Below are 21,894 nucleotides of genomic sequence, written 5' to 3'. Positions count from 1 at the left end.
CACCATGCCCGCCGAGAAGGCGGAGAGAGGACGGGCACCATGCCGTCGAAGAGAACGAAGAAGGGTCCGACCAAGGGAAGCGGAGGCAAGGGCCGCCGCTCGCTGGAGGGAAAGAAGGGAACGCTCCCCGCTGAGGAGCGGCACTGGTACAGCGGCAAGCAGCGCTCTGCCGCGGCCAAGCGCGCCCAGGGCAGGCCGAGCGGGCCGGCGCACCCCGTCGCGCAGACCAAGGGGGGTGGCGCCGAGCTGCTGATCGGCCGCAACCCGGTCCTGGAGGCGCTGCGCGCGGGCATGCCCGCCGCGAAGCTGTTCCTGTCCAACAGCCTCGACCCCGACGACCGGATCACCGAGGCCACCAAGCTCGCCGGGGCCAAGGGCATCGAGATCCTGGAGATCAACCGCTCCGAGCTGGACCGCCGCTGCGACAGCAACGGTCTGCCGGGCGCGGTCCACCAGGGCATCGCCCTGCAGGTGCGCCCCTACCGTTACTGGGACGCCGAGGGCCTGCTCGACGCGGCCCTGGCGGGCGAGACGGTTCCGCTGATCATCGCCCTGGACGGGGTCACGGACCCGCACAACCTGGGCGCCATCGCGCGTTCGGCCGCGGCCTTCGGGGCGAACGGCCTGCTCATCCCCGAGCGCCGCGCGGCCGGAGTCACCATGGCCGCCTGGAAGACCTCGGCCGGCACCCTCGCGCGCCTGCCCGTCGCCCAGGCCGTCAACCTGACCCGCGCCCTGGAGCTGTACAAGGAGGCGGGCCTCTTCGTGGTCGGCCTCGACGCGGACGGCGACACCAGCATCGACCGCCTCGAACTGACGACCGGTCCGCTGGTGGTCGTGGTCGGCTCCGAGGGCAAGGGCCTGTCCCGCCTGGTGCGCGAGTCCTGCGACGCCGTGGCCGGTATCCCGATCAGTGGAGCGGAGTCCCTGAACGCCTCCGTGGCCGCCGGGGTCTCCCTCTACGAGGTCGCCCGCCGCCGCTCGTCAGCGGACTGACTCCGGAACCGGTACCATTCCCCGTGGGTGTCTCGACACCGGCCGGCGTGGCTCAATTGGCAGAGCAGCCGCCTTGTAAGCGGCAGGTTAGGGGTTCAAGTCCCCTCGCCGGCTCTCACAACCGAAGAAGCGGCACTTGGCAGGCTTGACGGGAACGGCCCGTCCGGATTCGTCCGGACGGGCCGTTCCCGTCCGCGGTCTCACCCGGGAGAGCCGGGGGCGGGGGAGGGGGCGGCCGTCCGGGAGTCGCGGGACAGCCACTTCCTCGTCACCGCCGCCTCCAGGTCCACCCCGTGGAAGCGGGCGAGGAGCAGGACGTGGCTGAGGACGTCGGCCATCTCCGCGTGGAGGTCGTCCCGGATCTCCTCGGCCGACCGGCCCTTGGGGCGGGCCCGGCCCGTGGCCATGAGGTGGCACTGGGTCAGTTCGCCGAGCTCCTCGTGCAGCTTCAGGACGAACCAGTCGGCACTCCGCTCGATGTCGAACCTGGCGGCGTAGCCCTTCGAGACCTCTTCGACCGCGGCCGACAGCTGTTCGATGTCCACTTCGAGGGCACTCCCCACTCCCGTCGTCCGATGCCCGGTCTGGCCGGGCCCCGGCCTTGTCCCCGGCGGTTCCCGCAGGCCCTGCGCGAAGCCCGGTACCGAGCCTTCCAGAAGTCGTACCGGGCCGGACGGTGTTCCTCCGAAGCCACGCTTCCTTCCGCTGCTCGTCGTGGCTGACGGGGCCGGGCCCTCCACGCGATCGGTGGCCAGCGGACCGGTTCGGGCCCGCGGCCCGACGGGTTCACGCGGAACCGGTTTTCGTCCGGGGCGCGCGGTGTGTCGGTCCCTGCCGTTTCGGCCTGAAGGGGTGCCTCCGTGGTGAAGTGGTCGGAGGCGTCCCTTGTCACCGTGATCCGGGCCGCCGAGGCCCGGTTTTTACCCGGCTGAAAAGTTCCGTCCGTATTCCGCCCGGGTGAGATCCGGTTCCGGTTCGGGTATCCGGGGGGTGGGGACAGGCAAGGCGAGGAGAGAGTGTGCGTGACGGGGACTGGGTGGCGGCGACCGGCGCGGAGCTGCGCGGTGTCCTGAAGGTGATGGTCGACGCCGAATGGCTGCCCGGCGGGGTCGCGGTGGTCGGTTCCGGAACGATGTGGGAGTTCGTCCCGGTCGGACGGGTGGGAACCGAGTGCGGGGAGGCGGTCACCGCGCCCGACGTGCGCTACGACGTGGCGAGCCTCACCAAGATCATGGCCACGTGGATCCTGGTCGGCCGGGCGGTCGGGGAGGGGCTCCTGGACCTGGACGCCCCCATGGCCCGCTACCACCCGGGAGGGCCGTACCCGGGCGGCGCGGTGACGACCCGGCAGATCCTCACGCACACGTCCCGGCTGAACCCGGTGACCTGGCTCGAACGCTACGTCGGAACCGAGCAGCCGCTGGCCGAGGCCATCCTCTCCGAGGAGCTGGAGGAGCCCGGGTACCGCTACATCGACCGCGGCTTCATCCTGCTGGGGCTGCTGCTGGAGCGCCTGTACGGGCGGCCCCTGGACCGGCTGGCGGGCGAGGCGTGGCGGGAGGCCGGGATGACGGCGACGACGTACGGCCCGCTGCCGCGCACGGCCTCGGTCGCCCCCACCGAGCGCCGGATCCCCGGCGCCGCGGCCACCTGGGGAGTCGTACACGACGAGAGCGCGGCACTCATGGGCGGCGTCGCCGGGCACGCCGGCGTCTTCAGCACCGCCACGGACCTGGGCGTGTTCGCCCGGGAGCTGCTGTCGCGGCACATGGGGGAACACGGCGCGAACCCGTTCACCAGCTTCGTCAGGCAGAGCTGGACGCCGCACGAAGTGGTGCACGAGCACTACTCCCGGGGGCTGGCCTGGCTGGTCACCGACGACGGCCTCGTCTACCACAACGGCTTCACCGGGACGAGCCTGTACCTGCACCCGCGGAGCGGCCGCTACGTCGGTCTGCTCACCAACGCCGTGCACTACGGGCGGCGGCGCCCCGGGCTGTTCGACCTGCGGGCGACGGTTCGCGCGGCCTTCAGCGCGTGATCCTGCGCCGACGGCCGCCGCGCTGCCTCCTGCGGCGCGTCCGCCCCTCGGGCGGGGCCTCGCGCGGGGGCAGGTCGTACGGGTTGGACAGGCGCCTGCGCAGCAGCAGGCCCCCCGCCACGGCCAGCACGACGGCGAGCACCGCGCCGCCCGCCCACAGCGCCCACGTCGGGACGAGCGGCCTGTCGGCGAGCTCCTCCGCGATCTCGGGGTCGAAGGCGGGCACGTCGGCGGCGATCACGTCGGCGGCCGCCATCGCCCGGGGCGCGTTCAGCACCCCGGCTCCGTAGCCCGGCTGCCCTTCCGCGCCCTCGGGGAGCACGGAGCCCGAGAGGAGCGCCTCGGTGACCTGCTCGGGGTTCAACTGCGGATACCGCGACCGGATCAGCGCGGCGACGCCGGAGGTGAACGCCGCCGCGGCGCTGCTGCCAGTGGCGGCCAGGTACTCGCTGTTCGGAGCGGGGGCGATGATCTCCTCGCCCGGCGCGGTCAGCGCGATGTGGTCCTGGCGGCTGGAGAAGTCCGACACCAGTCCGTCCTCGCCCACCGACCCCACCGCGAGCACGCCTTCGTACGCGGCCGGATAGGCCGGCCCGCCGTCCACGCCGCCGTCGCCACCCGAGACGACCACCACCACGCCGTTGGCCAGCGCGTTGTCGATGGCCCGCTGCTCGTCCTCGCGGCCCTCGGAACCGGCGTTGGCGTCGGCGAGCGAGACGCTGACGACCTGCGCGCCCTGGTCCACGGCGTACCGGATGCCCTCGGCCAGCGCGCTGCCGGACCCCGCTCCGCCGGGGAAGTCGCCCCGCTCGGGGTCGTCCTCGTCGAGCGCCACCCGGACCGACAGGAGGTCCGCGTCGGGGGCGACCCCCATGACCCCGCCGCTGTGTTCGACGCCGTGTCCGCTCGCGGAGACGATCCCGGCCATCATCGTGCCGTGCACGCCGTAGTGCTCGCTGCCGGGCGCCAGGTCCTGCCCGGTGAGGTCGGGGCCGGCGGTGACGGAGCCGAGGTCGGGGTGCTCGGTGTCCACACCGGTGTCCAGCAGGGCCACCGTGACACCCGCGCCCCGGGTGGTCTCCCACACCTGGGAGGCGCCGACCGTCTCCAGCCCCCACTGGTCGTATCGCAGGTCCGCCACGTCGGCCGCGGCCGGAACGGTGAGCGGTCCGGCGACGACCGCCGCGCAGGCGCCCAGCGCGATGAGTGTCCCGGTCCGTGTCATGCGCATGGCGGTGCAACCCTCCCCGACGGCCGATGGCTCCCTCCCCCGCGCGGCCCGACCGCAGCAGCCCCCGAGGTCCGGTCATTCTGTCATGCGCGGGTGCGCTCCGAGCTCGACCGGATCACCGACGTCCAGGCCGAACACCTCGGCCGCGCTGCCGCCGTTCACCGCGAGGGCCAGCCTCCCGGCCGAGTCGGTCAGCAGCAGCGGCTCGCCTGCCCCGACCGCGCCGAAGGTCCGGGCCGCGGCGAGCGGACGGGTGCCGCCGGGCAGGCGGACGGTCAGCGCGTCCGGCGCGGACGCTCCGGCGAGGGCGGCGCGCAGGTCGCCGGGCCGCAGGGACAACTGGCAGTTGCCGAACCGGTCGACGGCGCGCACCTCGCCGCGGGCCGATCCCGTGGAGACCTCACGGAGCGGCTCGGGCAGCCGGGCCAGGCCCGCCGGGTCCAGCTCCGGGCCGACCCCGGCCGGGGGCAGGCCGGCGGCGATCCGCGCGCCGACGGGGGCGTAGACGTCCCGGCCGTGGAAGGTGTCGGACACCGGACGCCGCCACAGCGACTCGTCGGTCAGCTCGAAGGCCGCGTCGATCCCGCCGAGCGCCTCGGCCGCCCAGACCAGCAGGCCGTTGTCCGGGCCGACCAGGACGTGCCCCCCGGCGGCCAGCGCGACGCTGCGCCGCTCCGTGCCCACCCCGGGGTCCACGACGCACACGTGCACCGCGCGCGGGAACTCGGGCACGGTGTCGGCCAGCACGGTCGCGCCGCGCCGGACGTCCCCCGGCGGGATCTCGTGCGTGATGTCGACGACGCGCAGGCCGGGGGCGTGCCGCAGCATCTGGCCGTGGCAGGCGGCCACGAAGCCGTCGCGTGTTCCGTAGTCGGTGAGGAAGGACAGGCACCTGTGGCCGCCTGGGTCGGTCATGCCGGGTCGCTCCTTCGGTCGGCTCACCCGGCCGGGAGGGGCGGGCCCTCTTCCCGCCCGCTGCCGCGCGGCCCTGTCGGGTAGCCTCCGGAGTACGGGAGGGCCGTCCGGCGGAACGCGTTCCCGGGTTCATGTGGACTCGCTAGCATAAGTCGCGCCAATCCGGACGAGGAGGCGCCCAATGTCCGATGCAGGGCCGAGAGACCGGGATCCGTCCGATCTCCCAGCAGACGGGGCGATACCCGTCGACGAACCCCGACTGGACGAACGCGAGCAGCGGATCCTCGCCTTCGAACGCCAGTGGTGGAAGTTCGAGGGTTCCAAGGAGCAGGCCATCCGTGACGAGTTCGGCTTCTCGCCGACCCGCTACTACCAGCTCCTCAACGGCCTGATCGAGCGCCCCGAGGCGCTCGTCTTCGACCCCATGACCGTCAAACGGCTCCGCAGGCGGCGTGCCGACCGCCGCCGCCAGCGCACCGCCCGCAAGCTGGGCATCCAGTTGTAGCCCCGGGGACGCCGACCCGCTCCCCGTCGAGCGCCGCGACCGGCGCGGCGCACGTCCCACCACCGAACGGGAAGCCGCCCATGACTCCGTACCGCCCGACCACCGCGGACGGCCGCGCCGCGCTCGACCGCATCCAGAGCGAGCCCGGCCGCGCCCTCCTCGCCTTCGACTTCGACGGGACCCTCGCCCCGATCGTGCCCGACCCGCGCGACTCCCGGGCGCACCCGGGCGTCGTCCCGGCGCTGCGCGCCCTGGCCGACCGGGTGCGCGCGGTCGCCGTCGTCACCGGCCGCCCCGCCGCAGTGGCCGTGGAGTACGGGGGGCTGGACGCGGTGCCGGGCCTCACGGTGCTCGGCCAGTACGGCCGGGAGCGCTGGGAGGACGGCCGCCTCGCCGTGCCCGACCCGCCGCCGGGCGTGGCCCGGGTGCGCGCGGCGCTGCCCGGGGTGCTCAAGCGGCTCGGCGCGCCCGACGGCACCTGGATCGAGGACAAGAACCACGCCCTGGCCGTGCACACGCGGCGCACCGCCGACCCCGACGGCGCGCTCGACCTGCTGGGCGCCCCGCTCGCGGACCTGGCGGAGCGGGCCGGACTCGCGGTGGAGCCGGGCCGCATGGTCATCGAACTGCGCCCGCCCGGCATGGACAAGGGCGTGGCGCTCACCGGCCTGGCCGGCGCCCTGGGCGCGGAGACGGTGCTGTTCGCGGGGGACGACCTGGGGGACCTGGCGGCCTTCGACGCCGTCGAGCGCCTGCGCGCCGACGGCGTTCCCGGGCTGAAGCTGTGCAGCGGCTCCGCCGAGGTCGTCGAACTGGCCGCGCGGGCCGACCTGGTCGTGGACGGCCCCGCCGGGGTCGTGGCGTTCCTGGAGGACCTGGCCCGGACGCTAGGAGTCTGAGTCCGCTTCCTCGCCGCCGATGCGCTTCTTCCAGGGGCCGTCCGCCAGCAGCCAGTGCGGGACGATCCGGACCGGGAAGGGCGCGTCGGTGGTGAAGACGTCCTCGCCGAACACCTGGGCGGTCTCGACGTAGCGGTCGCCGTCGAGGCGGAACTCGGCGATGCCGGGCTTGTCGGTCGAGGGGCTGACGATCCAGTACGACCCGATGCCGAACCCGGCGTACTCGCGCAGCTTGGTGTGGTGGTCGCGGAACACGCTCTCGGGCGAGACCACCTCGACGGCCAGCAGCGGCGGCCTGGTGAGGTAGGGCCGCTCGGCGTCCGCAGAGTGGATGACCGCGAGGTCGGGGATGCGGTGGTGGGCGCGGTCGGCGTCGAAGTCGATCCCCGGGCCGGACAGCACCATGAGGTCGTCCGGCGCGATACCGCCCAGATAGATGGTCAACCGGGACTCGATGAGGGTGTGCAGGAACACCGGTGCGGGCGACACGTCAAGCCGCCCTTCGACCAGCTCGTACCGGCGACCGTCGTCCGGCATCCGCAGCAGGTCCTCCGAGGTCAACCGCCGGTGCGGTGCGCGTGTCTCGCCAATAGTCATGACTGCCATATTGCCTCCCGTCGTGCATGGAAACCAGTATGGCGACCCTGGGTGACGGTCAAGGTCGGAAGCGGTGATATCGCCTGGTCTGGCCGCATGCGGCCAGACCAGGCGACGCGAGATCAGCCCAGGGCCCGGAGCTGGTCCAGGAACCAGCGCTGCGGGGGCAGCGCCACCGCGGCCTCGACCAGGCGGTCGTTGCGCTTCCTGCGCTCGTCGCCGTCCATGGCCAGCGCCTCGTGCAGCGCCGCGGCGGTCTCGCTCACGTCGTACGGGTTGACCAGCAGCGCGTCGGAGCCCAGGTCGTCGGCGGCCCCCGCCTCGGTGGACAGCACCAGGGCGACCCCGTTCTCGGACAGCACCGGCCCCTCCTTGGCGACCAGGTTCATGCCGTCCCGGATCGGGTTCACCAGCAGCACGTCGGCGATCTGGTAGGACGCCAGCGAGCGCGGGTAGTCGTCGTTGACCTCCAGGACCACCGGGGTCCAGTCGGGGGTTCCGAACTCGGCGTTGACCGCCTCGGCGGCCGCGCGCACCGACTCGGTGTACGCGCGGTACTCCGCCACGTCCCCGCGGCTCGGGTAGGCGAACGCCAGGTGGGTGACGCGTCCGCGCCATTCGGGCCGGTCGCGCAGCAGCTCGCCGAAGGCGGCCATGCCGCGCGCGATGTTCTTGGACAGCTCGGTCCGGTCCACGCGCAGGACCAGCCTGCGGTCGCCCACGAGCTCGCGCAGCGCCGCGCGCCGTTGGGCGACGTCCTCGGCGGAGGCCCTCTCACGCAGTCCGTCGGCGTCCGCGCCCAGGCCGTGCACGCCCACCTGGATGACCCGGCCGCCGTAGTCCACGGTCCGGTTCTCCCAGTTCACCTCGGCGCGCAGGAACGTCTCGCAGCACCGCAGGAACGCGTCCGCCCAGCGCGTGCTGAGGAAGCCGACGTGGTCGGCGCCGAGCATGCCCTCCAGGAGTTCGCGGCCGACCCGGCCGGGCAGCATCCGGAAGTACTCCGGCGGGGCCCAGGGCGTGTGTGAGAAGTGCGCGATGCGCAGGTCCGGGCGCCGGCCTCGCAGCATCCGGGGCACCAGTGCCAGGTGGTAGTCCTGCACGGCCACCTTCGCGCCCTCGGCGGAGCCGGTGAGCAGCGCCTCGGCGAAGGCCGAGTTGTAGGCGCGGTAGTCCTCCCACTCGGCGTGGAAGCCCGCGTCGAACGCGGGCTTGTTCGGGGTGTCGTAGAGCATGTGGTGGACGAACCAGAGTGTGGAGTTCGCCACGGAGTTGTAGGCGTTGGCGAAGGTGCCGGCGGGGATGTCGAGCATGCGCACGAGCGCCCCGCCGAGGTCGTGCCCCGCTTTGTCCAGCCGGCCCTCGGGCGCGGCGGAGGCGGCCTCGCGGTCGGCGTCGGACAGCGCCGCGCACACCCACAGGGTGTCGGTCTCGGCGGTCACCGAGCTCAGTCCGGAGACGAGCCCCCCGCCGCCCCTGCGCGAGTTGACGGAGCCGTCGTCCCCGATCGAAAAGGACACCGGTCCCCTGTTGGAAGCGACGAGGATCTGTGCCTTGTCCACCTGTTGGTCCACCTCTCAGCGGTTCGGGTCGGATGCCCCATTTGACTACACCGCCCATACGGTGACGGGAGGCGGGTCACGTGACGTTCTCGGTATGTCTCGCCCGGGGCGTCCCTCCGCAAACCCGTCCTTCCCCCGGGAGGGCTTTCTCACGCCCCCGGGCGGGGCCGTGGAACGGGGGCGACCCCGGATGGAAAATCCGACATGCCGTCGGTTAGAGTGACCGACAGGTCTCGGCGCGAAACCGGGCGACAACTTCATATTGCTCATCCAGAGGGGTGGAGGGATACGGCCCTGCGAAGCCCCGGCAACCATCCCGGTACACGTTTCTCGTCAAGTGCGGGGCGACCGGGACAGGTGCCAACTCCGTCCCGTCGCCAGAGCGGCGCGGGAAAGATGAGGGGAGACGCCTCATGGTGCTTGCCGCCACGGAACCCGCCACGTCCGCCACCGACGCCTTCGGCCCCGCCGTCGCGCTGTCCTGCCGCGAGTGCGGCGCGCGCTACGAACTCGGTCCGCGGTTCGCGTGTACCGAGTGCTTCGGCCCGCTGGAAGTGGCCTACGAGTTCGGACGGGTCACCCGCGAGTCCATCGCCCGGGGACCGAACAACATCTGGCGCTACAAGGACCTCCTGCCGGTCCCGGGCAACGTCCAGGACCTGCCGAACATGAACCCCGGCCAGACCCCGCTGGTCAGGGCCGACCGCCTCGCCGCGGAACTGGGGCTGCGCTCCCTGCACGTCAAGGACGACTCCGGCAACCCGACGCACTCCTTCAAGGACCGCGTCGTGGCGATCGCCGTCGAGGCGGCGCGCACCTTCGGGTTCACCACCCTGTCCTGCTCGTCCACCGGGAACCTCGCCGGCGCGGTCGGGGCGGCCGCCGCCCGGGCCGGGTTCGAGTCCTGCGTGTTCATCCCGGCGGGCCTGGAGGAGGGCAAGGTCGTCATGGCCGCTGTCTACGGCGGCCGGCTGGTGGCGATCGACGGGAACTACGACGACGTCAACCGGTTCTGCTCCGAGCTCATCGGGGACCCGGCGGGTGAGGACTGGGGGTTCGTCAACGTCAACCTGCGCCCCTACTACGGCGAGGGCTCCAAGACGCTCGCCTACGAGATCGCCGAGCAGCTGGGCTGGCGCCTCCCCGAGCAGATCGTCATCCCGATCGCCTCGGGCTCCCAGCTGACCAAGATCGACAAGGGCTTCCAGGAGCTGGTCAAGCTCGGCCTCGTCGAGGACAGGCCGTACCGGATCTTCGGCGCGCAGGCCACCGGCTGCTCCCCGGTGGCCAGGGCGTGGGAGAACGGCCACGACGTGATCCAGCCGGTCAAGCCCGACACCATCGCCAAGTCGCTGGCGATCGGCAACCCCGCGGACGGGCCGTACGTGCTCGACATCTGCCGCCGCACCGGCGGCGCGGTGGAACACGTGAGCGACCCCGAGATCGTCGACGCGATCCGGCTGCTGGCGCGCACCGAGGGGGTCTTCGCCGAGACGGCGGGCGGCGTCACCACCGGGGTGCTGCGCAAACTCCTGGGCAAGGGGCTGCTCGACCCGGAGGCCGAGACCGTGGTGCTGAACACCGGTGACGGGCTCAAGACGCTCAACGCGGTGTCCGGCGCCGGCGTCACCGCGACGATCAAGCCGTCCCTGGGGGCCTTCAAGGAGGCCGGCCTGCTCTGAGCAGGCACCCGGAGGCCTCCTCCGGCCCGATCCCGGCCGCCCTTTCGAGCGGCCGGTCCGTTCCCGACGAGCAGCAGCACGAACAGAGGAGTCCCACAGCCATGAGCGTCAGCGTCCGCGTTCCCACCATCCTGCGCACCTACACCAAGAGCGAGGCCGAGGTCGCGGCCGACGGCGGCACCCTCAAGGAGGTGCTCGCCGACCTGGAGGCCAACTTCCCGGGGATCCGGGCCCGCATCCTCGACGACAACGGCAGGATCCGCCGCTTCGTCAACGTGTACGTGGGGGACGAGGACGTCCGGTTCGCCGACGGCCTGGACACCGAGACCCCCGAGAACAGCCAGGTCTCGATCATCCCGGCGGTCGCGGGCGGCTGCTGACCCGTCCCCGGACACCCTGAACGGCCGGAGCGCGCCGAGCGCTCCGGCCGTTTTCCTGTCCGGGAACGGCCTCCGAGCGTGCCCGGGTTCCTGGCGGGAACCGGTTTTCCCGGCTCTGACCTGCGGGTGGCTTCCGTTGAGAGAAACCGCGAGGGCGTTTGCACTCTCCCGAGGAGAGTGCTAAAAAGAAGACCGTTAGCACTCTCGCATCGGGAGTGCTAATCACGGATCGAGAGATGAGGCCGTGGCCTCCGGCAGACGGGTTGCCGGTCGGGTCGCGGGCGTCCGTCGCGGGCATCGCTCGTTCCTTCGCGTATCAGCCCGGTCTCGGGAGGACCAGAACTCTATGGCAGCCAAACTGATCGCGTTCGACGAGGAAGCCCGGCGCGGCCTCGAGCGCGGCATGAACCAGCTCGCTGACGCCGTCAAGGTGACGCTCGGCCCCAAGGGCCGCAACGTCGTCCTTGAGAAGAAGTGGGGCGCGCCCACCATCACCAACGACGGCGTCTCCATCGCCAAGGAGATCGAGCTCGAGGACCCGTACGAGAAGATCGGGGCCGAGCTCGTCAAGGAGGTCGCCAAGAAGACCGACGACGTCGCGGGTGACGGCACCACCACCGCCACCGTGCTGGCCCAGGCCCTGGTACGCGAGGGTCTGCGCAACGTCGCCGCGGGCGCCAACCCGGTCGGCCTCAAGCGCGGCATCGACGCCGCCGTGGCCCGCATCAGCGAGGAGCTGGCGAACCTCTCCAAGGAGATCGAGACCAAGGAGCAGATCGCCTCCACCGCCTCCATCTCCGCCGGCGACCCCCAGATCGGCGAGTACATCGCCGAGGCGATGGACAAGGTCGGCAAGGAAGGCGTCATCACCGTCGAGGAGGGGCAGACCTTCGGGCTCGAGCTGGAGCTCGCCGAGGGCATGCGCTTCGACAAGGGCTACATCTCGCCCTACTTCGCCACCGACCTGGAGCGCATGGAGACGGTGCTGGAGGACCCCTACATTCTCATCGCCAACTCCAAGATCTCCAACAACAACGAGTTCCTGCCGGTCGTGGAGAAGGTCCTCCAGGCCGGTCGCCCGCTCGTGGTGATCGCCGAGGACGTCGAGGGCGGCGCGCTGCAGACCCTCGTCGTCAACAAGATCCGCGGCACCTTCAAGTCCGTCGCGGTCAAGGCCCCCGGCTTCGGCGACCGCCGCAAGGCCCAGCTCGGCGACATCGCCGTGCTGACCGGCGGCCAGGTCATCACCGAGGAGGTCGGCCTCAAGCTGGAGAGCACCGAGCTGGACCTGCTCGGCCGCGCCCGCAAGGTCGTCGTGACCAAGGACGAGACCACCATCGTGGACGGCGCCGGTGACGCCGCCCAGATCGCCGGCCGGGTCAACGAGATCCGCTCCGAGATCGAGCGCACCGACTCCGACTACGACCGCGAGAAGCTGCAGGAGCGCCTCGCGCGCCTGGCCGGCGGCGTCGCCGTCATCAAGGCCGGTGCCGCCACCGAGGTCGAGCTCAAGGAGCGCAAGCACCGCATCGAGGACGCCGTCCGCAACGCGAAGGCCGCCGTCGAAGAGGGCATCCTGCCCGGTGGTGGCGTCGCGCTGCTCCAGGCCAGCGTCCCGGCCTTCGAGAAGCTGGAGCTGGCCGGCGACGAGGCCATCGGCGCCGACATCGTGCGCCGCGCCGTCGAGGAGCCGCTGAAGCAGATCGCGGTCAACGCCGGTCTCGAGGGCGGCGTCGTCGCGGAGAAGGTGAAGAACCTGGAGGCGGGTGTCGGCCTGAACGCCGCCACCGGTGAGTACACCGACCTGTTCAAGGACGGCGTCATCGACCCGACCAAGGTCACCCGCTCCGCCCTGCAGAACGCCGCGTCCATCGCCGGTCTGTTCCTGACCACCGAGGTCGTCATCGCCGAGAAGCCGGAGAAGGCCGCTCCGGCCGCTCCGGGCGGCGACATGGGCGGCATGGACTTCTAGTCCGCACCGCTCACCGCTCCACCCGGGGGCGGCCCTTTCGGGGGCCGCCCCTTTCGCGTGCGGCCGGACCCGTCTCTCAGAACAGCATCCCCCGCGCGGTCAGTTCGGCCAGGACGCGAACCCCCGCGGGGGCGCAGCGGGCGGCGTCGGAGGGGCCGAACCAGGCCAGTTCGGCGATCTCCGAACTGGGGACGGGCTCACCGGTGGACTCGGCCGTGTAGCAGGTCAACCGGACTCTGGTGCCCTCGGGATAGCCGTGCGCGGCCTCGTCGACCACCGTGAACAGTGCCAGCGTCGCCGGGTCGAGCCGGACCGACAACTCCTCGGAGACCTCGCGCACCAGCGCCTGGGCGTCGCTCTCACCGGGCTCGCGTTTGCCGCCCGGCAGGTAGAAGGCGTCCTTGCCGGTCGAGCGGACCTTGAGCACCCGCCCGTCACGGACGTGCACCCATGCCAGCGCGTCCACGACGGCGGGCGGTGCGGTGTCGGGGATGTCCATGGTCCAACCCTACGGACCGCGGGGTCCTTACCGACACCGTGTGGCCATTCCCTCGTGTCGCTCCCCGGCGGTTTCGGGGTGACGTTCGATCTGGATCGGTCGTCCGGGGTACGGTCAGGAGGTGTCGTCCTCACACGACCGGTTCGGGGGAGTACGCGCGGTTTCCGCGGTGCTGACGGGTCTGGTGGTCGCGGGCGCCGCGATGGCGGCCGCTTATTCGCTGTTGGTTTTCACGGAGTCGGGAGACAGGGTGTTCTGCGGTGACCCACTGGTCCAGGGCTATCAGAAGTGCGTCGACCAGATGGCGCTGTTCGCCATCGCGTCGCTGATCCCGGCGATGCTCGCCCTGATCCTGATGGTCGCGGCCTTCGCCACCCCGGCGCTGCGGGCCAGGTCCGTCCTGCGCGCCCAGACCCTCGGCTACTCCCTGGTGGCCTGGGCGATCGCGGGCGGAACCCTGATCGTGGGCTCGCTGCCGGCGATCTAGGGAGTCTCCGGCGCGGGGATGACTCGGGCACCGGTGGTTTTGTTGACGGTCTTGGGCTTTCTGCCCGTTTCGGGGCCGGGAAGGGTGGAAAGCCCGTGATCATTCCGGGTGGGCGCGGCCCCGACCCCCGCCCGCCTTCGCCGCCCGCCGTGACCCCGCGATCCGCACGACATGAGGCCGAAAAGCCTCCGAAGCACCGGTGCCCGAGCCACCCCCGCACCGGAAACCCCGTAGCCTCCCGGGCCTTGAAGTGCCGGTCCCGGCCTTCCCGGGGTCTCAACCGTCTCCGAGACCCCGGAAGGGCCACGGTCAGCGGGAAGGGCGCAGGGCCAGCAGCTCGGACACGGTCACGAAGCGGTACCCGTCGGCTGTCAGGGACTCGACGATGGAGGAGAGCGCGTCGCGGGTCGGGGTGCGGGCGTCGTACATCGGGTGCAGCAGGACGATCGACCCGGGACGCACCTGGCGCACGGTTGCCTCGGCGATCGTCCCGGCGTCCGAGACCTCCGCGGAATCGGGCTCGACGTCCCAGGTCACCGTGGTCCTGTCGTGCTCGGCCAGGTAGCTCGGGAGGATGTAGAGCTTCTTGCCGTTAGGCGGGCGGAACGTGATCTCGCCGGAGTACCCGGTCTCGCGGATCGCCGCGTCGGTGCGCTCGATCTCCGAGGTGGTGAAGTCGGCGGACCGGAAGACCATCCTCTGGTGCGAGTAGGTGTGGTTGCCCAGTTCGTGGCCCGCCTCGGCGATGAGCGCCCCCATCCGGGGGTTCTCCTCCAGCTCCCGGCCCGTCACGTAGAAGGTCGCCCGGACGCCGAGCCCGTCCAGCGTCCGCACCACCTCCTCGGCGTGCTCGGTGGGACCGTCGTCGAAGGTCAGCGCCACGACGCGGTCGTCCGTGTCCACCCGGTGGACGATCTCACCGGTGAGCTGGAAGGTGCGCGAGTTCATCAGCGTGTTCGTCCCCAAGAGCACGAGGGCGAGGCTGACGAGGAGGACGGTCGCGGTGATCAGGCCGCGGCGTAGCCGGGACATGGCGGCTCCGGGGATGAGGGGAAGGGGAGGGGCACCGGGATGCTAGCACCGGCCGGCCCCTCCGTCCCGGGCTTCGGGGAGCGGCTCAGACCTCCCGGCCCGCGACCACGTCGTCGGCGTCCGCGATCCGGTAGGCGTAGCCCTGCTCGGCCAGGAAGCGCTGGCGGTGCGCGGCGTAGTCCTGGTCGAGGGTGTCGCGGGCCACCACCGCGTAGAAGCGGGCGGCCCGGCCGTCGGACTTGGGGCGCAGCACCCGGCCCAGTCGCTGGGCCTCCTCCTGGCGGGAGCCGAAGGAGCCCGAGATCTGGATGGCCACGGCGGCCTCGGGCAGGTCGATGGAGAAGTTCGCGACCTTGGACACCACCAGGGTGCGCAGCTCGCCGGAGCGGAACGCGTCGAACAGCCGCTCCCGTTCCCCGACCCGCGTCTCGCCCTTGATGACGGGGGCGTCCAGCGCCGCGCCCACCTCGTCCAGCTGGTCGATGTAGGAACCGATCACCAACACCTGCTCGTCCTCGTGCCGACGCACCAGTTCGCGTACGACCTCGGTCTTGGCGTCGGTGGAGGCGCAGAACCGGTAGCGCTCCCCGGGGTCGGCGGTGGCGTAGGCCAGCCGCTCGGACTCGGTCAGGGTGACCCGGACCTCCACGCAGTCGGCGGGGGCGATCCAGCCCTGGTTCTCCATCTCCTTCCAGGGAGCGTCGTAGCGCTTGGGGCCGATCAGGGAGAACACGTCGCCCTCGCGTCCGTCCTCGCGCACCAGGGTCGCGGTCAACCCGAGGCGGCGGCGCGCCTGCAGGTCCGCGGTCATCCGGAAGATCGGCGCGGGCAGCAGGTGGACCTCGTCGTAGACCACCAGGCCCCAGTCGCGCGCCTCGAACAGCTCCAGGTGCGTGTGGACGCCCTTGCGGCGCGCGGCCATCACCTGGTAGGTGGCGATGGTGACCGGCCGGATCTCCTTGCGGGTGCCCGAGTACTCGCCGATCTCGTCCTCGGTGAGCGAGGTGCGGCGCAGCAGTTCCGAGCGCCACTGGTGCACCGAGACGGTGTTGGTGACCAGGATCAGCGTGGTGGCGCCGGCCAGCGCCATGGCCGCCGCGCCCACGATGGTCTTTCCGGCTCCGCACGGCAGCACGACCACGCCCGACCCGCCCGCGTCGAAGCTCTCGGCGGCCTCGCGCTGGTAGCCGCGCAGCTCCCAGCCGTCCTGCGCCAGTTCGATCGGGTGCGCCTCGCCGTCCACGTAGCCGGCCAGGTCCTCGGCCGGCCAGCCGAGTTTGAGCAGGGCCTGCTTGAGGTTGCCGCGCTCGCTCGGGTGCACCGGGACGGTGTCCGGCTCGACCCGCTCGCCCAGCATCGGCTTGATCTTCCTGGCGCGCACGACCTCCTCGAGCACGGCCTGGTCGAGCGCGTTCAGCACCAGGCCGTGCACGGGGTGGGCGAGCAACCGCAGCCGCCCGTAGCGGTCCATCGTCTCGGCGATGTCCACCAGGAGCGAGTGCGGCACGGGGTAGCGCGAGTACTTGACGAACGCGTCCACGACCTGCTCGGCGTCGTGCCCGGCGGCCCGCGCGTTCCACAGCGCCAGCGGCGTCACCCGGTAGGTGTGCATGTGCTCGGGGGCGCGCTCCAGCTCCGCGAACGGCGCGATCGCCCGCCGGCACTCGGCGGCCAGTTCGTGGTCGACTTCGAGCAGCAGGGTCTTGTCGGACTGGACGATGAGCGGACCGGACACGGGCGTCTCCTCTCGGCGCGACGCTCCAGGCTATCCGTCCTCCGGTCCGGTGGACGTCCGCGGCGACCGCGCTGTGGAGTTTCCGGCGGGGGGATCGGCGTGCTGATGCTTCGGGTGGGTTTCTCGGCCTCATGCCGTGCGGACCGCGAGGTGACGGCGGGCGGGGCCGGAGGGCGGGGGTCGGGGCCGCGCCCACGACGTCCGTTGCGTGAGGGGGCCGTTGACGGTCGTGGGCTTTCTGCCCGTTTCGGGGCCGGGAAGGGCGGAAAGCCCAAGATCATTCCGGGTGGGGGCGGAACCGGCCCTCGAATGTCCGGTGATCTTGCTGTTTCCCCCGAGGTCAAGGTTCTCGGGGGGAAACAGCAAGATCACCAACGGAAACCACGCGAAACGGACACCGTGGGCGCGGCCCCGACCCCCACCCGCCGTCGCCGCCCGCCGTGACCCCGCGATCCGCGTGACAGGAGGCCGAAAGGCCACCGAAGCACCGGCACGCCGAATCACCCCCGGGTCGGAGCTTCCCTAGATGTAGCTGAGCATCACGAAGAGGACGACGATGAGCACCAGGATGCCGATGTGGACGAAGTTGGACAGCCACGCCCACCGGGTGTACTTCTCGAAGGCCTCCGGTTCCTGCTCCTTGCTGAGGGCGACCGAGGCGAACACGATGCCGATGATGTTGGTGAAGCCGCAGCAGGACAGGGTGACGATGATCGCGATGATCAGCGCCAGGACCGTGTTCCCCTTGGCCGGCGGCGGACCCGGGGGGACGCCGGGGGGCTGGGGGAGAAACCCGGGGTGCGGCGGCACCTGGGGAGCGGGTGGCTGCCAGGGGCCGCCGGTTCGGCCGTATCCACCGTCCCGGCCCGGCTGCTGGGGCTGGTGAGGGTCGCCCCAATAGTCGCCTGAGCCGGGCCACTGGCTGCTCATGAGCTCCTGCCTTTTCTGCTGTCCACGAGTACCGGGCCGTTGTTCGGGGCGCCGGTCAGTAGTTGAAGTCCGATGTGAACCCCTCTACCCACGACCCCGACTGGGTGAGGATGACACCGAAGGAGATGAGCATGACCGTGAACATGACGGCCGCGGCGCCCAGGCAGTACCACGAGTACCGGGTGAGGGTTTCGGCCTGAGTGTAGAGCCCCCGGTCGCGTTTGTGGGCCGCCCTTATCGCGAAGACGATGCCGATGACCCCGAACAGCCAGTTGGCGCAGCACAGGAAGGTCAGCGCGTGCAGGATGAGCGCCATCGTGGAGCTGCTCGCCCCGGTCGGCCGGTGTTCCCCCTCCGCGTCGTCGCGCCGGTCACCGTCCCGGTCGCGTTCGGTTCGGCGGATCCGGGGCGGCGGCTCGTCGCGGGGGTCGGACGCTCCGGGCGGTAGCGGCGACTGGTTGCTCATGGGGGGAGGATCCTCGTTTCCGTGCACCGGACATGGCCCTCCCATCTCATCAGAACCCGGGAGGGATTTCCGAGGGGTGGATACCCAGTCCGGTGCGGCCCGCACCGGTCAGGAGGACGCGGGTTCCCCACCGAGTGAGGCGACCCCGGTGATGCGGTGGACGGCGAAGCGGCGCACGGCGGCCCGGGTCGTGTCGTAGGCGGTGAGGAACCCGCCGTCCACCTTTGCGGGTTCCACGATGCTGCTGCCGGCGATGCCCTCGGTGTCCAGGTAGCCGATCCAGACCCGCCTTCCCTCGGCGGCGGCCGCGGCGAGCGCGGCCGTCGTCGCGGCGACCGGGGAGCGCGGCTGCTCGGCGTCGGGGGAGTCGATGGGGTGCCGCACCGCGGTCGCGGCCTCGTCGCCCGCGCGGATCGCGCGCACCGCCGCCGCCCGCAGCTCGGGACCGGGGGGATCCGGCTCGGCGAGCTCCGAGACGCTCGCGCGCGCGGCGGCCCGGCGCGTCTCGGGGCGGTTGAGCTGCATCGTTCCGTCGGTCGCCTCGGGGACCGCGTGGTACCCCAGTTCGGTGAGCCGGTCCAGCAGGACCGGCCGGTTCAACCGGGAGGCGATGACGGTCGGGGCGAGCGGGAACAGCAGCAGGTCGGCGGCGCGCCGGTCGCTCAGGAGCTCGTCCAGCACGGCGGGGTCGTCGCAGCGCAGATAGCTGGAGGCGGTCCCCACCCGCAGCCGCCCGTGCCGCCGGGCCACGTCGGTCACGAGGTAGCGCAGGGGCTGCGGCACCGGTGTGGTCGAGTGGCGTTCGAGCAGCCCGACCAGTTCGTCCGCGCCGCGCCCGGCGTCCAGGGCGCGGCGGACCGAGGCGGCGCTGAACCGGTAGACGGTGGCGCCCCCGGTCGACTCCACGTCCGCTGCCAGTGCCAGTTCGCGCGCCAGCGGGGGCAGCAGCGGGCCGGGGGCCACCGCGGTGAGGTCGCCCTGGAGGAGGAAGTGGTCGAGCGGTTCGGGGAGTTGGGAGGCGAGCAGGGACGCGGCGGCGGCCCCCTCCGCGCCGGTGGGCGCCGCGGCGCCGGCGTTCCGCTCCGGAAGCAGGGCCCGCGCGTACGGGACGAGTACGCCGCGCCCGGTCAGCCCAAGGGTCGCGGCCTCGTCGAGGGTGCCGCGCACCAGGTCCGCGAAGGCGGTCCCCTGCCGGCGCGGACGCAGCCAGGCCAGGTACTCGGCGACCGCCTCGGGGGTCGGCGCGGTCGCCTCGGAGGCTCGGGCGAGGGCGCGCAGCACGTCCAGCCGGGTCTCGGGGGCCGAGCGCCGTTCGAGTCCTTCGCCCAGGACGTTGCGGGCCCGGCCGCGCGCGTCCTTCTGCCCGCTCAGGCTCGCCACCCGGGGGGAGCGCAGCCACGCCTCGGCGAGCCAGACCCAGCGGCGGGCGGGGCCGTGCGCACGCCAGATGTCGTACTCCCCGGTGGGCAGCCACTCGCCGTCCACCTCGCCGTCGGCCGCGATCAGTCCGGCCGCGTACGTGATCTCCAGCAGCACGGCCGCGGTCGGCTCGTCGGTGTCGAGCGTGCGGGCCGCGCGCCTGAGGTCGCGCACCCCCAGGCCGCCGTTGCGCAGCACCCCCGGCGGGTTCCCGGCCCAGTCCTCGAGGAGCTCCTCGACCACCCGGACCACCGTGAACGCCTGGCCGGCGGCGGCCCGGCCCGCCGAGGCGAGGTCGTGCGCGGGTCCGTCGAGCCGGGGAGGGATCGACGCGGTCCTGGAGAACAGCCGCCCTCCGCGCAGGTGCAGGGCCACTTCCCGGGGCAGCGCGACGGTGTGCTCGTCGGTGGCGACGATCAGGCCGAGCGCCAGCAGCCGGTCGATGGGCGAGGCGGCGGAGGCGAGCGAGACCTCGCGGCGGGCGTTGGTGACGCTGCCGTGGGAGGGCCCCCAGACGAGCCGGTCCAGCACCGGCCGGGCCGACTCGCCGGCCTCGGCCAGGAGCGCGTCGAGCCGGCTCCGGCGGGTCAGCTCGGAGGCGATCCGCGCCGCGGGGTCGCCGTCCGCGTAGCCGGCGGACAGGCCGAGGTCCGCGGCCAACCGGTTGAGCCGCTCCAGGGACTGCACGCTGAGCAGCGCGACCAGCGGCGGACCGAGTCCGGCGGGCCGGTCGAGGATGCCGCGCAGGACCGAGATCGGACGCAGCGTTCCGCCGTCGTCCCACACCAGGGCGGCTGTGCGCAGCCGGTCCAGCGTGGTGTCCAGGAGCGGGCCCCGGACGTCCAGCGCCGCGGCCAGCGCCGCCCGGTCGGTTCCCGCGGGAGGGCCGGAGAACAACGGGTCGCCCAGCGCCAGCAGGCCCTCCAGCACCTGGAGGGAGAACCGGTCCAGCCGGTCCAGGGCGCGCACGACCGTGGGTTTGGCGGTGGCCCGCGCGGCCAGCGCCGCGATTCCGGCCGGCACCGGGTTGACGAGGTCCGGGCGCACGATGAACAGCGCGCCCAGTTCGGTGTCCGACAGACCCCGCAGCCAGGAGGTATAGGTGGGGGCGCGCTCCGGGTCCCGGCGCGCGACAGGCTCCGCGTCGTCGCTCATCGCTCTTTACGCTATTCCATCGCTTCCCCGATGTGTCCGTTCGGACGGGTCCCCGTCCCGGAGCCCCGTGCGCGCGGCCCCTTCCCGGGGTACGCGCGACACGGTCGGCCGGGTTCGGTCACAGGTTGGCAAACGATCCGGAATATAGTCCTTGACCTGCGTTTTTGTGCGAGTGTGCGCGGCCTTGCCGGGTAATGATGTCAACGCGTCCCGTTCCGATGGATGAGACGACCAACGACGGCCGCCGGGGCAGCCCGCCTCCGGGGGAGCGTCGGTGGCGACGGCACCCCGAAACCGCCGGGTCCCGTCCCACAACTCCGCAACCAGCGGTGCGAGGGGTGCCGCCACGAGAGGCCCGGAACACGTTCCGGGCCTCTCGCCCTTTCGGGCGGACCCTCACGCGGTCGTCAGCGCCGGGACGGCGGGGAGGGCCCCGTCCCAGGCGGCCGGGACGCGTCCGCGCGGGGCCTGCCGCTCGGGCTCGGGGAGCCGGGGGGAGAGCCCGGCGGACGGCGCCGTCGACGCCCGTCGGAGGCGCGGGTCGGTGGCGTCGCGTGGACGGGGACACCCGCACACCGGGAGATCCCGTGTCGCCCGTCCAGCGGTCCCGCCGGCCGGTCCGGGAAGCGGCCGGAGCGGTGACCGAAAGAACGCGGGCACGGTGTCCGGAACCCTCGCACGGGAAGGAGCGGTGACCGGTTGCGGTCGGAACCGAGTGCCTTCTCGTCCTGTTTAGGGCGATTATCCGGTGGCTGTCCAGTGTGCTCGGGACTAGCCTGAAAGCTCCCATCCGACGACGGAGGGGCGAGGAGACCGACCGTCCCCCGAGGAGGGCACGCGTGGTCGTCCTCGTTGTCTCCACGGCGACAGCGAAGAGGTCACACGTGCCCACTGGCAAGGTCAAGTGGTACGACGCGGACAAGGGGTTCGGCTTCCTCACCAACGACGACGGCGGCGAGGTCTTCCTGCACTCCTCGGCGCTTCCGCCCGACACGGCCGCGCTCCGTCCCGGGCAGCGGGTCGAGTTCGGGGTCGCGGAGGGCCGCAAGGGCGCCCAGGCGCTCCAGGTCAGGTTGCTCGAAGCGCCCCGGTCGGTGGCCAAGGCCCTGCGCAAGAAGCCCGACGAGATGGTCCCCATCATCGAGGACCTGATCAAGCTGCTCGACGGGGTCTCCAACTCCTACCGCAGGAACAAGCACCCCGACCGCCGCGAGGCGGCCAAGATCGCCCAGGTCCTGCGCATCGTCGCGGACGATCTGGAGGCCTGACCCCCGACGCGTCCTGTCGCCTTCGCGTGACGGGACGTGTCCTTTTCGGGGGTGATGCGGGTAACGGTCGTCTATCGATCGCTGTCATGGTCAAGTTGGTGCCGGTAATCAGCGAAAATGGAG

The 21,894-nt window shown here is 72.2% G+C and carries 20 protein-coding genes, 1 tRNA gene and 1 riboswitch; of the genes, 10 read left to right on the top strand and 11 right to left on the bottom strand.

What is annotated here, in order from left to right; translation table 11 throughout:
• Nucleotides 1-39: 39 nt before the first annotated feature.
• Both rlmB and EV190_RS02430 read left to right on the top strand, forming a co-directional pair.
• On the top strand, nt 40-996 hold the full coding sequence (gene rlmB / locus EV190_RS02435) for a 23S rRNA (guanosine(2251)-2'-O)-methyltransferase RlmB (RefSeq protein WP_133739729.1): 957 nt from the start codon (nt 40-42) through the stop codon (nt 994-996).
• Nucleotides 997-1,037: 41 nt separating this feature from the next.
• Nucleotides 1,038-1,110: transfer RNA gene (locus tag EV190_RS02430), tRNA-Thr, on the top strand.
• Nucleotides 1,111-1,196: 86 nt separating this feature from the next.
• On the opposite strand, the gene EV190_RS02425 is transcribed toward EV190_RS02430, so the two are convergent.
• Complete coding sequence (locus EV190_RS02425; RefSeq protein ID WP_133739728.1) at nt 1,197-1,541, bottom strand: MazG nucleotide pyrophosphohydrolase domain-containing protein; 345 nt, start codon at nt 1,539-1,541, stop codon at nt 1,197-1,199.
• 473 nt (nt 1,542-2,014) lie between these two features.
• Here EV190_RS02425 and EV190_RS02420 point away from each other — a divergent pair, with 473 nt between their 5' ends.
• On the top strand, nt 2,015-3,037 hold the full coding sequence (locus EV190_RS02420) for a serine hydrolase domain-containing protein (protein WP_133739727.1): 1,023 nt from the start codon (nt 2,015-2,017) through the stop codon (nt 3,035-3,037).
• Here EV190_RS02420 and EV190_RS02415 read toward each other — a convergent pair.
• Complete coding sequence (locus EV190_RS02415) at nt 3,027-4,268, bottom strand: S8 family serine peptidase (protein ID WP_133739726.1); 1,242 nt, start codon at nt 4,266-4,268, stop codon at nt 3,027-3,029. The genes EV190_RS02420 and EV190_RS02415 overlap by 11 nt on opposite strands.
• A 75-nt stretch (nt 4,269-4,343) precedes the next feature.
• Nucleotides 4,344-5,183, bottom strand: coding sequence for an SAM hydrolase/SAM-dependent halogenase family protein (locus tag EV190_RS02410; RefSeq protein ID WP_133739725.1), 840 nt, complete (start codon nt 5,181-5,183; stop codon nt 4,344-4,346).
• 181 nt (nt 5,184-5,364) lie between these two features.
• Between EV190_RS02410 and EV190_RS02405 the strand changes: the two genes are divergently transcribed.
• Nucleotides 5,365-5,688: a DUF3263 domain-containing protein gene (locus EV190_RS02405; protein WP_243742286.1), complete on the top strand. Its 324-nt coding sequence runs from the start codon at nt 5,365-5,367 to the stop codon at nt 5,686-5,688.
• 80 nt (nt 5,689-5,768) lie between these two features.
• Nucleotides 5,769-6,587, top strand: a complete 819-nt coding sequence (gene otsB / locus EV190_RS02400; protein WP_133739724.1) for a trehalose-phosphatase — start codon at nt 5,769-5,771, stop codon at nt 6,585-6,587.
• Here otsB and EV190_RS02395 read toward each other — a convergent pair.
• Nucleotides 6,576-7,193 carry a Uma2 family endonuclease gene (locus tag EV190_RS02395; RefSeq protein WP_208112990.1) on the bottom strand — a complete coding sequence of 206 codons (618 nt, stop codon included), beginning with the start codon at nt 7,191-7,193 and terminating at the stop codon, nt 6,576-6,578. The genes otsB and EV190_RS02395 overlap by 12 nt on opposite strands.
• Before the next feature lie 113 nt (nt 7,194-7,306).
• A complete protein-coding gene (locus EV190_RS02390) occupies nt 7,307-8,746 on the bottom strand; it encodes an alpha,alpha-trehalose-phosphate synthase (UDP-forming) (protein ID WP_133739722.1) in 1,440 nt (479 codons plus the stop codon).
• A gap of 263 nt (nt 8,747-9,009) precedes the next feature.
• Nucleotides 9,010-9,149: riboswitch (SAM riboswitch) on the top strand.
• 10 nt (nt 9,150-9,159) lie between these two features.
• Between EV190_RS02390 and thrC the strand changes: the two genes are divergently transcribed.
• The 3 genes from thrC to groL all read left to right on the top strand — a co-directional run bounded on the left by thrC (nt 9,160) and on the right by groL (nt 12,780).
• Nucleotides 9,160-10,428, top strand: a complete 1,269-nt coding sequence (thrC, locus tag EV190_RS02385) for a threonine synthase (protein WP_133739721.1) — start codon at nt 9,160-9,162, stop codon at nt 10,426-10,428.
• 101 nt (nt 10,429-10,529) lie between these two features.
• On the top strand, nt 10,530-10,808 hold the full coding sequence (locus EV190_RS02380) for a MoaD/ThiS family protein (protein WP_133739720.1): 279 nt from the start codon (nt 10,530-10,532) through the stop codon (nt 10,806-10,808).
• 346 nt (nt 10,809-11,154) lie between these two features.
• The gene (groL, locus tag EV190_RS02375; protein ID WP_133739719.1) at nt 11,155-12,780 is read left to right on the top strand and encodes a chaperonin GroEL; all 1,626 of its coding nucleotides are present in this window, start codon (nt 11,155-11,157) and stop codon (nt 12,778-12,780) included.
• Nucleotides 12,781-12,856: 76 nt separating this feature from the next.
• Here groL and EV190_RS02370 read toward each other — a convergent pair whose 3' ends face one another.
• Complete coding sequence (locus EV190_RS02370; RefSeq protein WP_133739718.1) at nt 12,857-13,279, bottom strand: NUDIX hydrolase; 423 nt, start codon at nt 13,277-13,279, stop codon at nt 12,857-12,859.
• 121 nt (nt 13,280-13,400) lie between these two features.
• Here EV190_RS02370 and EV190_RS24400 point away from each other — a divergent pair, with 121 nt between their 5' ends.
• Complete coding sequence (locus EV190_RS24400; protein WP_341770504.1) at nt 13,401-13,766, top strand: hypothetical protein; 366 nt, start codon at nt 13,401-13,403, stop codon at nt 13,764-13,766.
• Between the two features lie 309 nt (nt 13,767-14,075).
• Here EV190_RS24400 and EV190_RS02360 read toward each other — a convergent pair whose 3' ends face one another.
• The 5 genes from EV190_RS02360 to EV190_RS02340 all read right to left on the bottom strand — a co-directional run bounded on the left by EV190_RS02360 (nt 14,076) and on the right by EV190_RS02340 (nt 20,503).
• Entirely contained in the window at nt 14,076-14,798 is a 723-nt protein-coding gene (locus tag EV190_RS02360; protein ID WP_133739717.1) for a polysaccharide deacetylase family protein, read from the bottom strand.
• 85 nt (nt 14,799-14,883) lie between these two features.
• Complete coding sequence (locus tag EV190_RS02355) at nt 14,884-16,533, bottom strand: DNA repair helicase XPB (RefSeq protein ID WP_133739716.1); 1,650 nt, start codon at nt 16,531-16,533, stop codon at nt 14,884-14,886.
• A 522-nt stretch (nt 16,534-17,055) separates the two neighbouring features.
• Nucleotides 17,056-17,463 (bottom strand): hypothetical protein, encoded by a 408-nt coding sequence (locus tag EV190_RS02350; RefSeq protein ID WP_133739715.1) that lies wholly within the window; start codon nt 17,461-17,463, stop codon nt 17,056-17,058.
• 55 nt (nt 17,464-17,518) lie between these two features.
• Nucleotides 17,519-17,929, bottom strand: coding sequence for a hypothetical protein (locus EV190_RS02345; RefSeq protein WP_133739714.1), 411 nt, complete (start codon nt 17,927-17,929; stop codon nt 17,519-17,521).
• 108 nt (nt 17,930-18,037) lie between these two features.
• Nucleotides 18,038-20,503, bottom strand: a complete 2,466-nt coding sequence (locus EV190_RS02340; protein WP_133739713.1) for a helicase-associated domain-containing protein — start codon at nt 20,501-20,503, stop codon at nt 18,038-18,040.
• Nucleotides 20,504-21,387: 884 nt separating this feature from the next.
• Between EV190_RS02340 and EV190_RS02335 the strand changes: the two genes are divergently transcribed.
• A complete protein-coding gene (locus tag EV190_RS02335) occupies nt 21,388-21,771 on the top strand; it encodes a cold-shock protein (protein ID WP_133739712.1) in 384 nt (127 codons plus the stop codon).
• Nucleotides 21,772-21,894 lie beyond the last annotated feature (123 nt).

Source organism: Actinorugispora endophytica (genome assembly GCF_004363075.1).
Lineage (GTDB): Bacteria > Actinomycetota > Actinomycetes > Streptosporangiales > Streptosporangiaceae > Actinorugispora > Actinorugispora endophytica.
This window is presented reverse-complemented; position numbering and strand designations above follow the sequence as displayed.

Bases quoted from the DNA above. Each gene is read 5' to 3' on its own strand.
- EV190_RS02415 (WP_133739726.1), bottom strand. From the start codon at position 4,268: ATGCGCATGACACGGACCGGGACACTCATCGCGCTGGGCGCCTGCGCG.
- groL (WP_133739719.1), top strand. From the start codon at position 11,155: ATGGCAGCCAAACTGATCGCGTTCGACGAGGAAGCCCGGCGCGGCCTC.
- EV190_RS02380 (WP_133739720.1), top strand. From the start codon at position 10,530: ATGAGCGTCAGCGTCCGCGTTCCCACCATCCTGCGCACCTACACCAAG.
- EV190_RS02360 (WP_133739717.1), bottom strand. From the start codon at position 14,798: ATGTCCCGGCTACGCCGCGGCCTGATCACCGCGACCGTCCTCCTCGTC.
- EV190_RS02340 (WP_133739713.1), bottom strand. From the start codon at position 20,503: ATGAGCGACGACGCGGAGCCTGTCGCGCGCCGGGACCCGGAGCGCGCC.
- otsB (WP_133739724.1), top strand. From the start codon at position 5,769: ATGACTCCGTACCGCCCGACCACCGCGGACGGCCGCGCCGCGCTCGAC.
- EV190_RS02395 (WP_208112990.1), bottom strand. From the start codon at position 7,193: ATGGCAGTCATGACTATTGGCGAGACACGCGCACCGCACCGGCGGTTG.
- thrC (WP_133739721.1), top strand. From the start codon at position 9,160: ATGGTGCTTGCCGCCACGGAACCCGCCACGTCCGCCACCGACGCCTTC.
- EV190_RS02405 (WP_243742286.1), top strand. From the start codon at position 5,365: ATGTCCGATGCAGGGCCGAGAGACCGGGATCCGTCCGATCTCCCAGCA.
- EV190_RS02370 (WP_133739718.1), bottom strand. From the start codon at position 13,279: ATGGACATCCCCGACACCGCACCGCCCGCCGTCGTGGACGCGCTGGCA.
- EV190_RS02345 (WP_133739714.1), bottom strand. From the start codon at position 17,929: ATGAGCAACCAGTCGCCGCTACCGCCCGGAGCGTCCGACCCCCGCGAC.
- EV190_RS02350 (WP_133739715.1), bottom strand. From the start codon at position 17,463: ATGAGCAGCCAGTGGCCCGGCTCAGGCGACTATTGGGGCGACCCTCAC.
- rlmB (WP_133739729.1), top strand. From the start codon at position 40: ATGCCGTCGAAGAGAACGAAGAAGGGTCCGACCAAGGGAAGCGGAGGC.
- EV190_RS02410 (WP_133739725.1), bottom strand. From the start codon at position 5,183: ATGACCGACCCAGGCGGCCACAGGTGCCTGTCCTTCCTCACCGACTAC.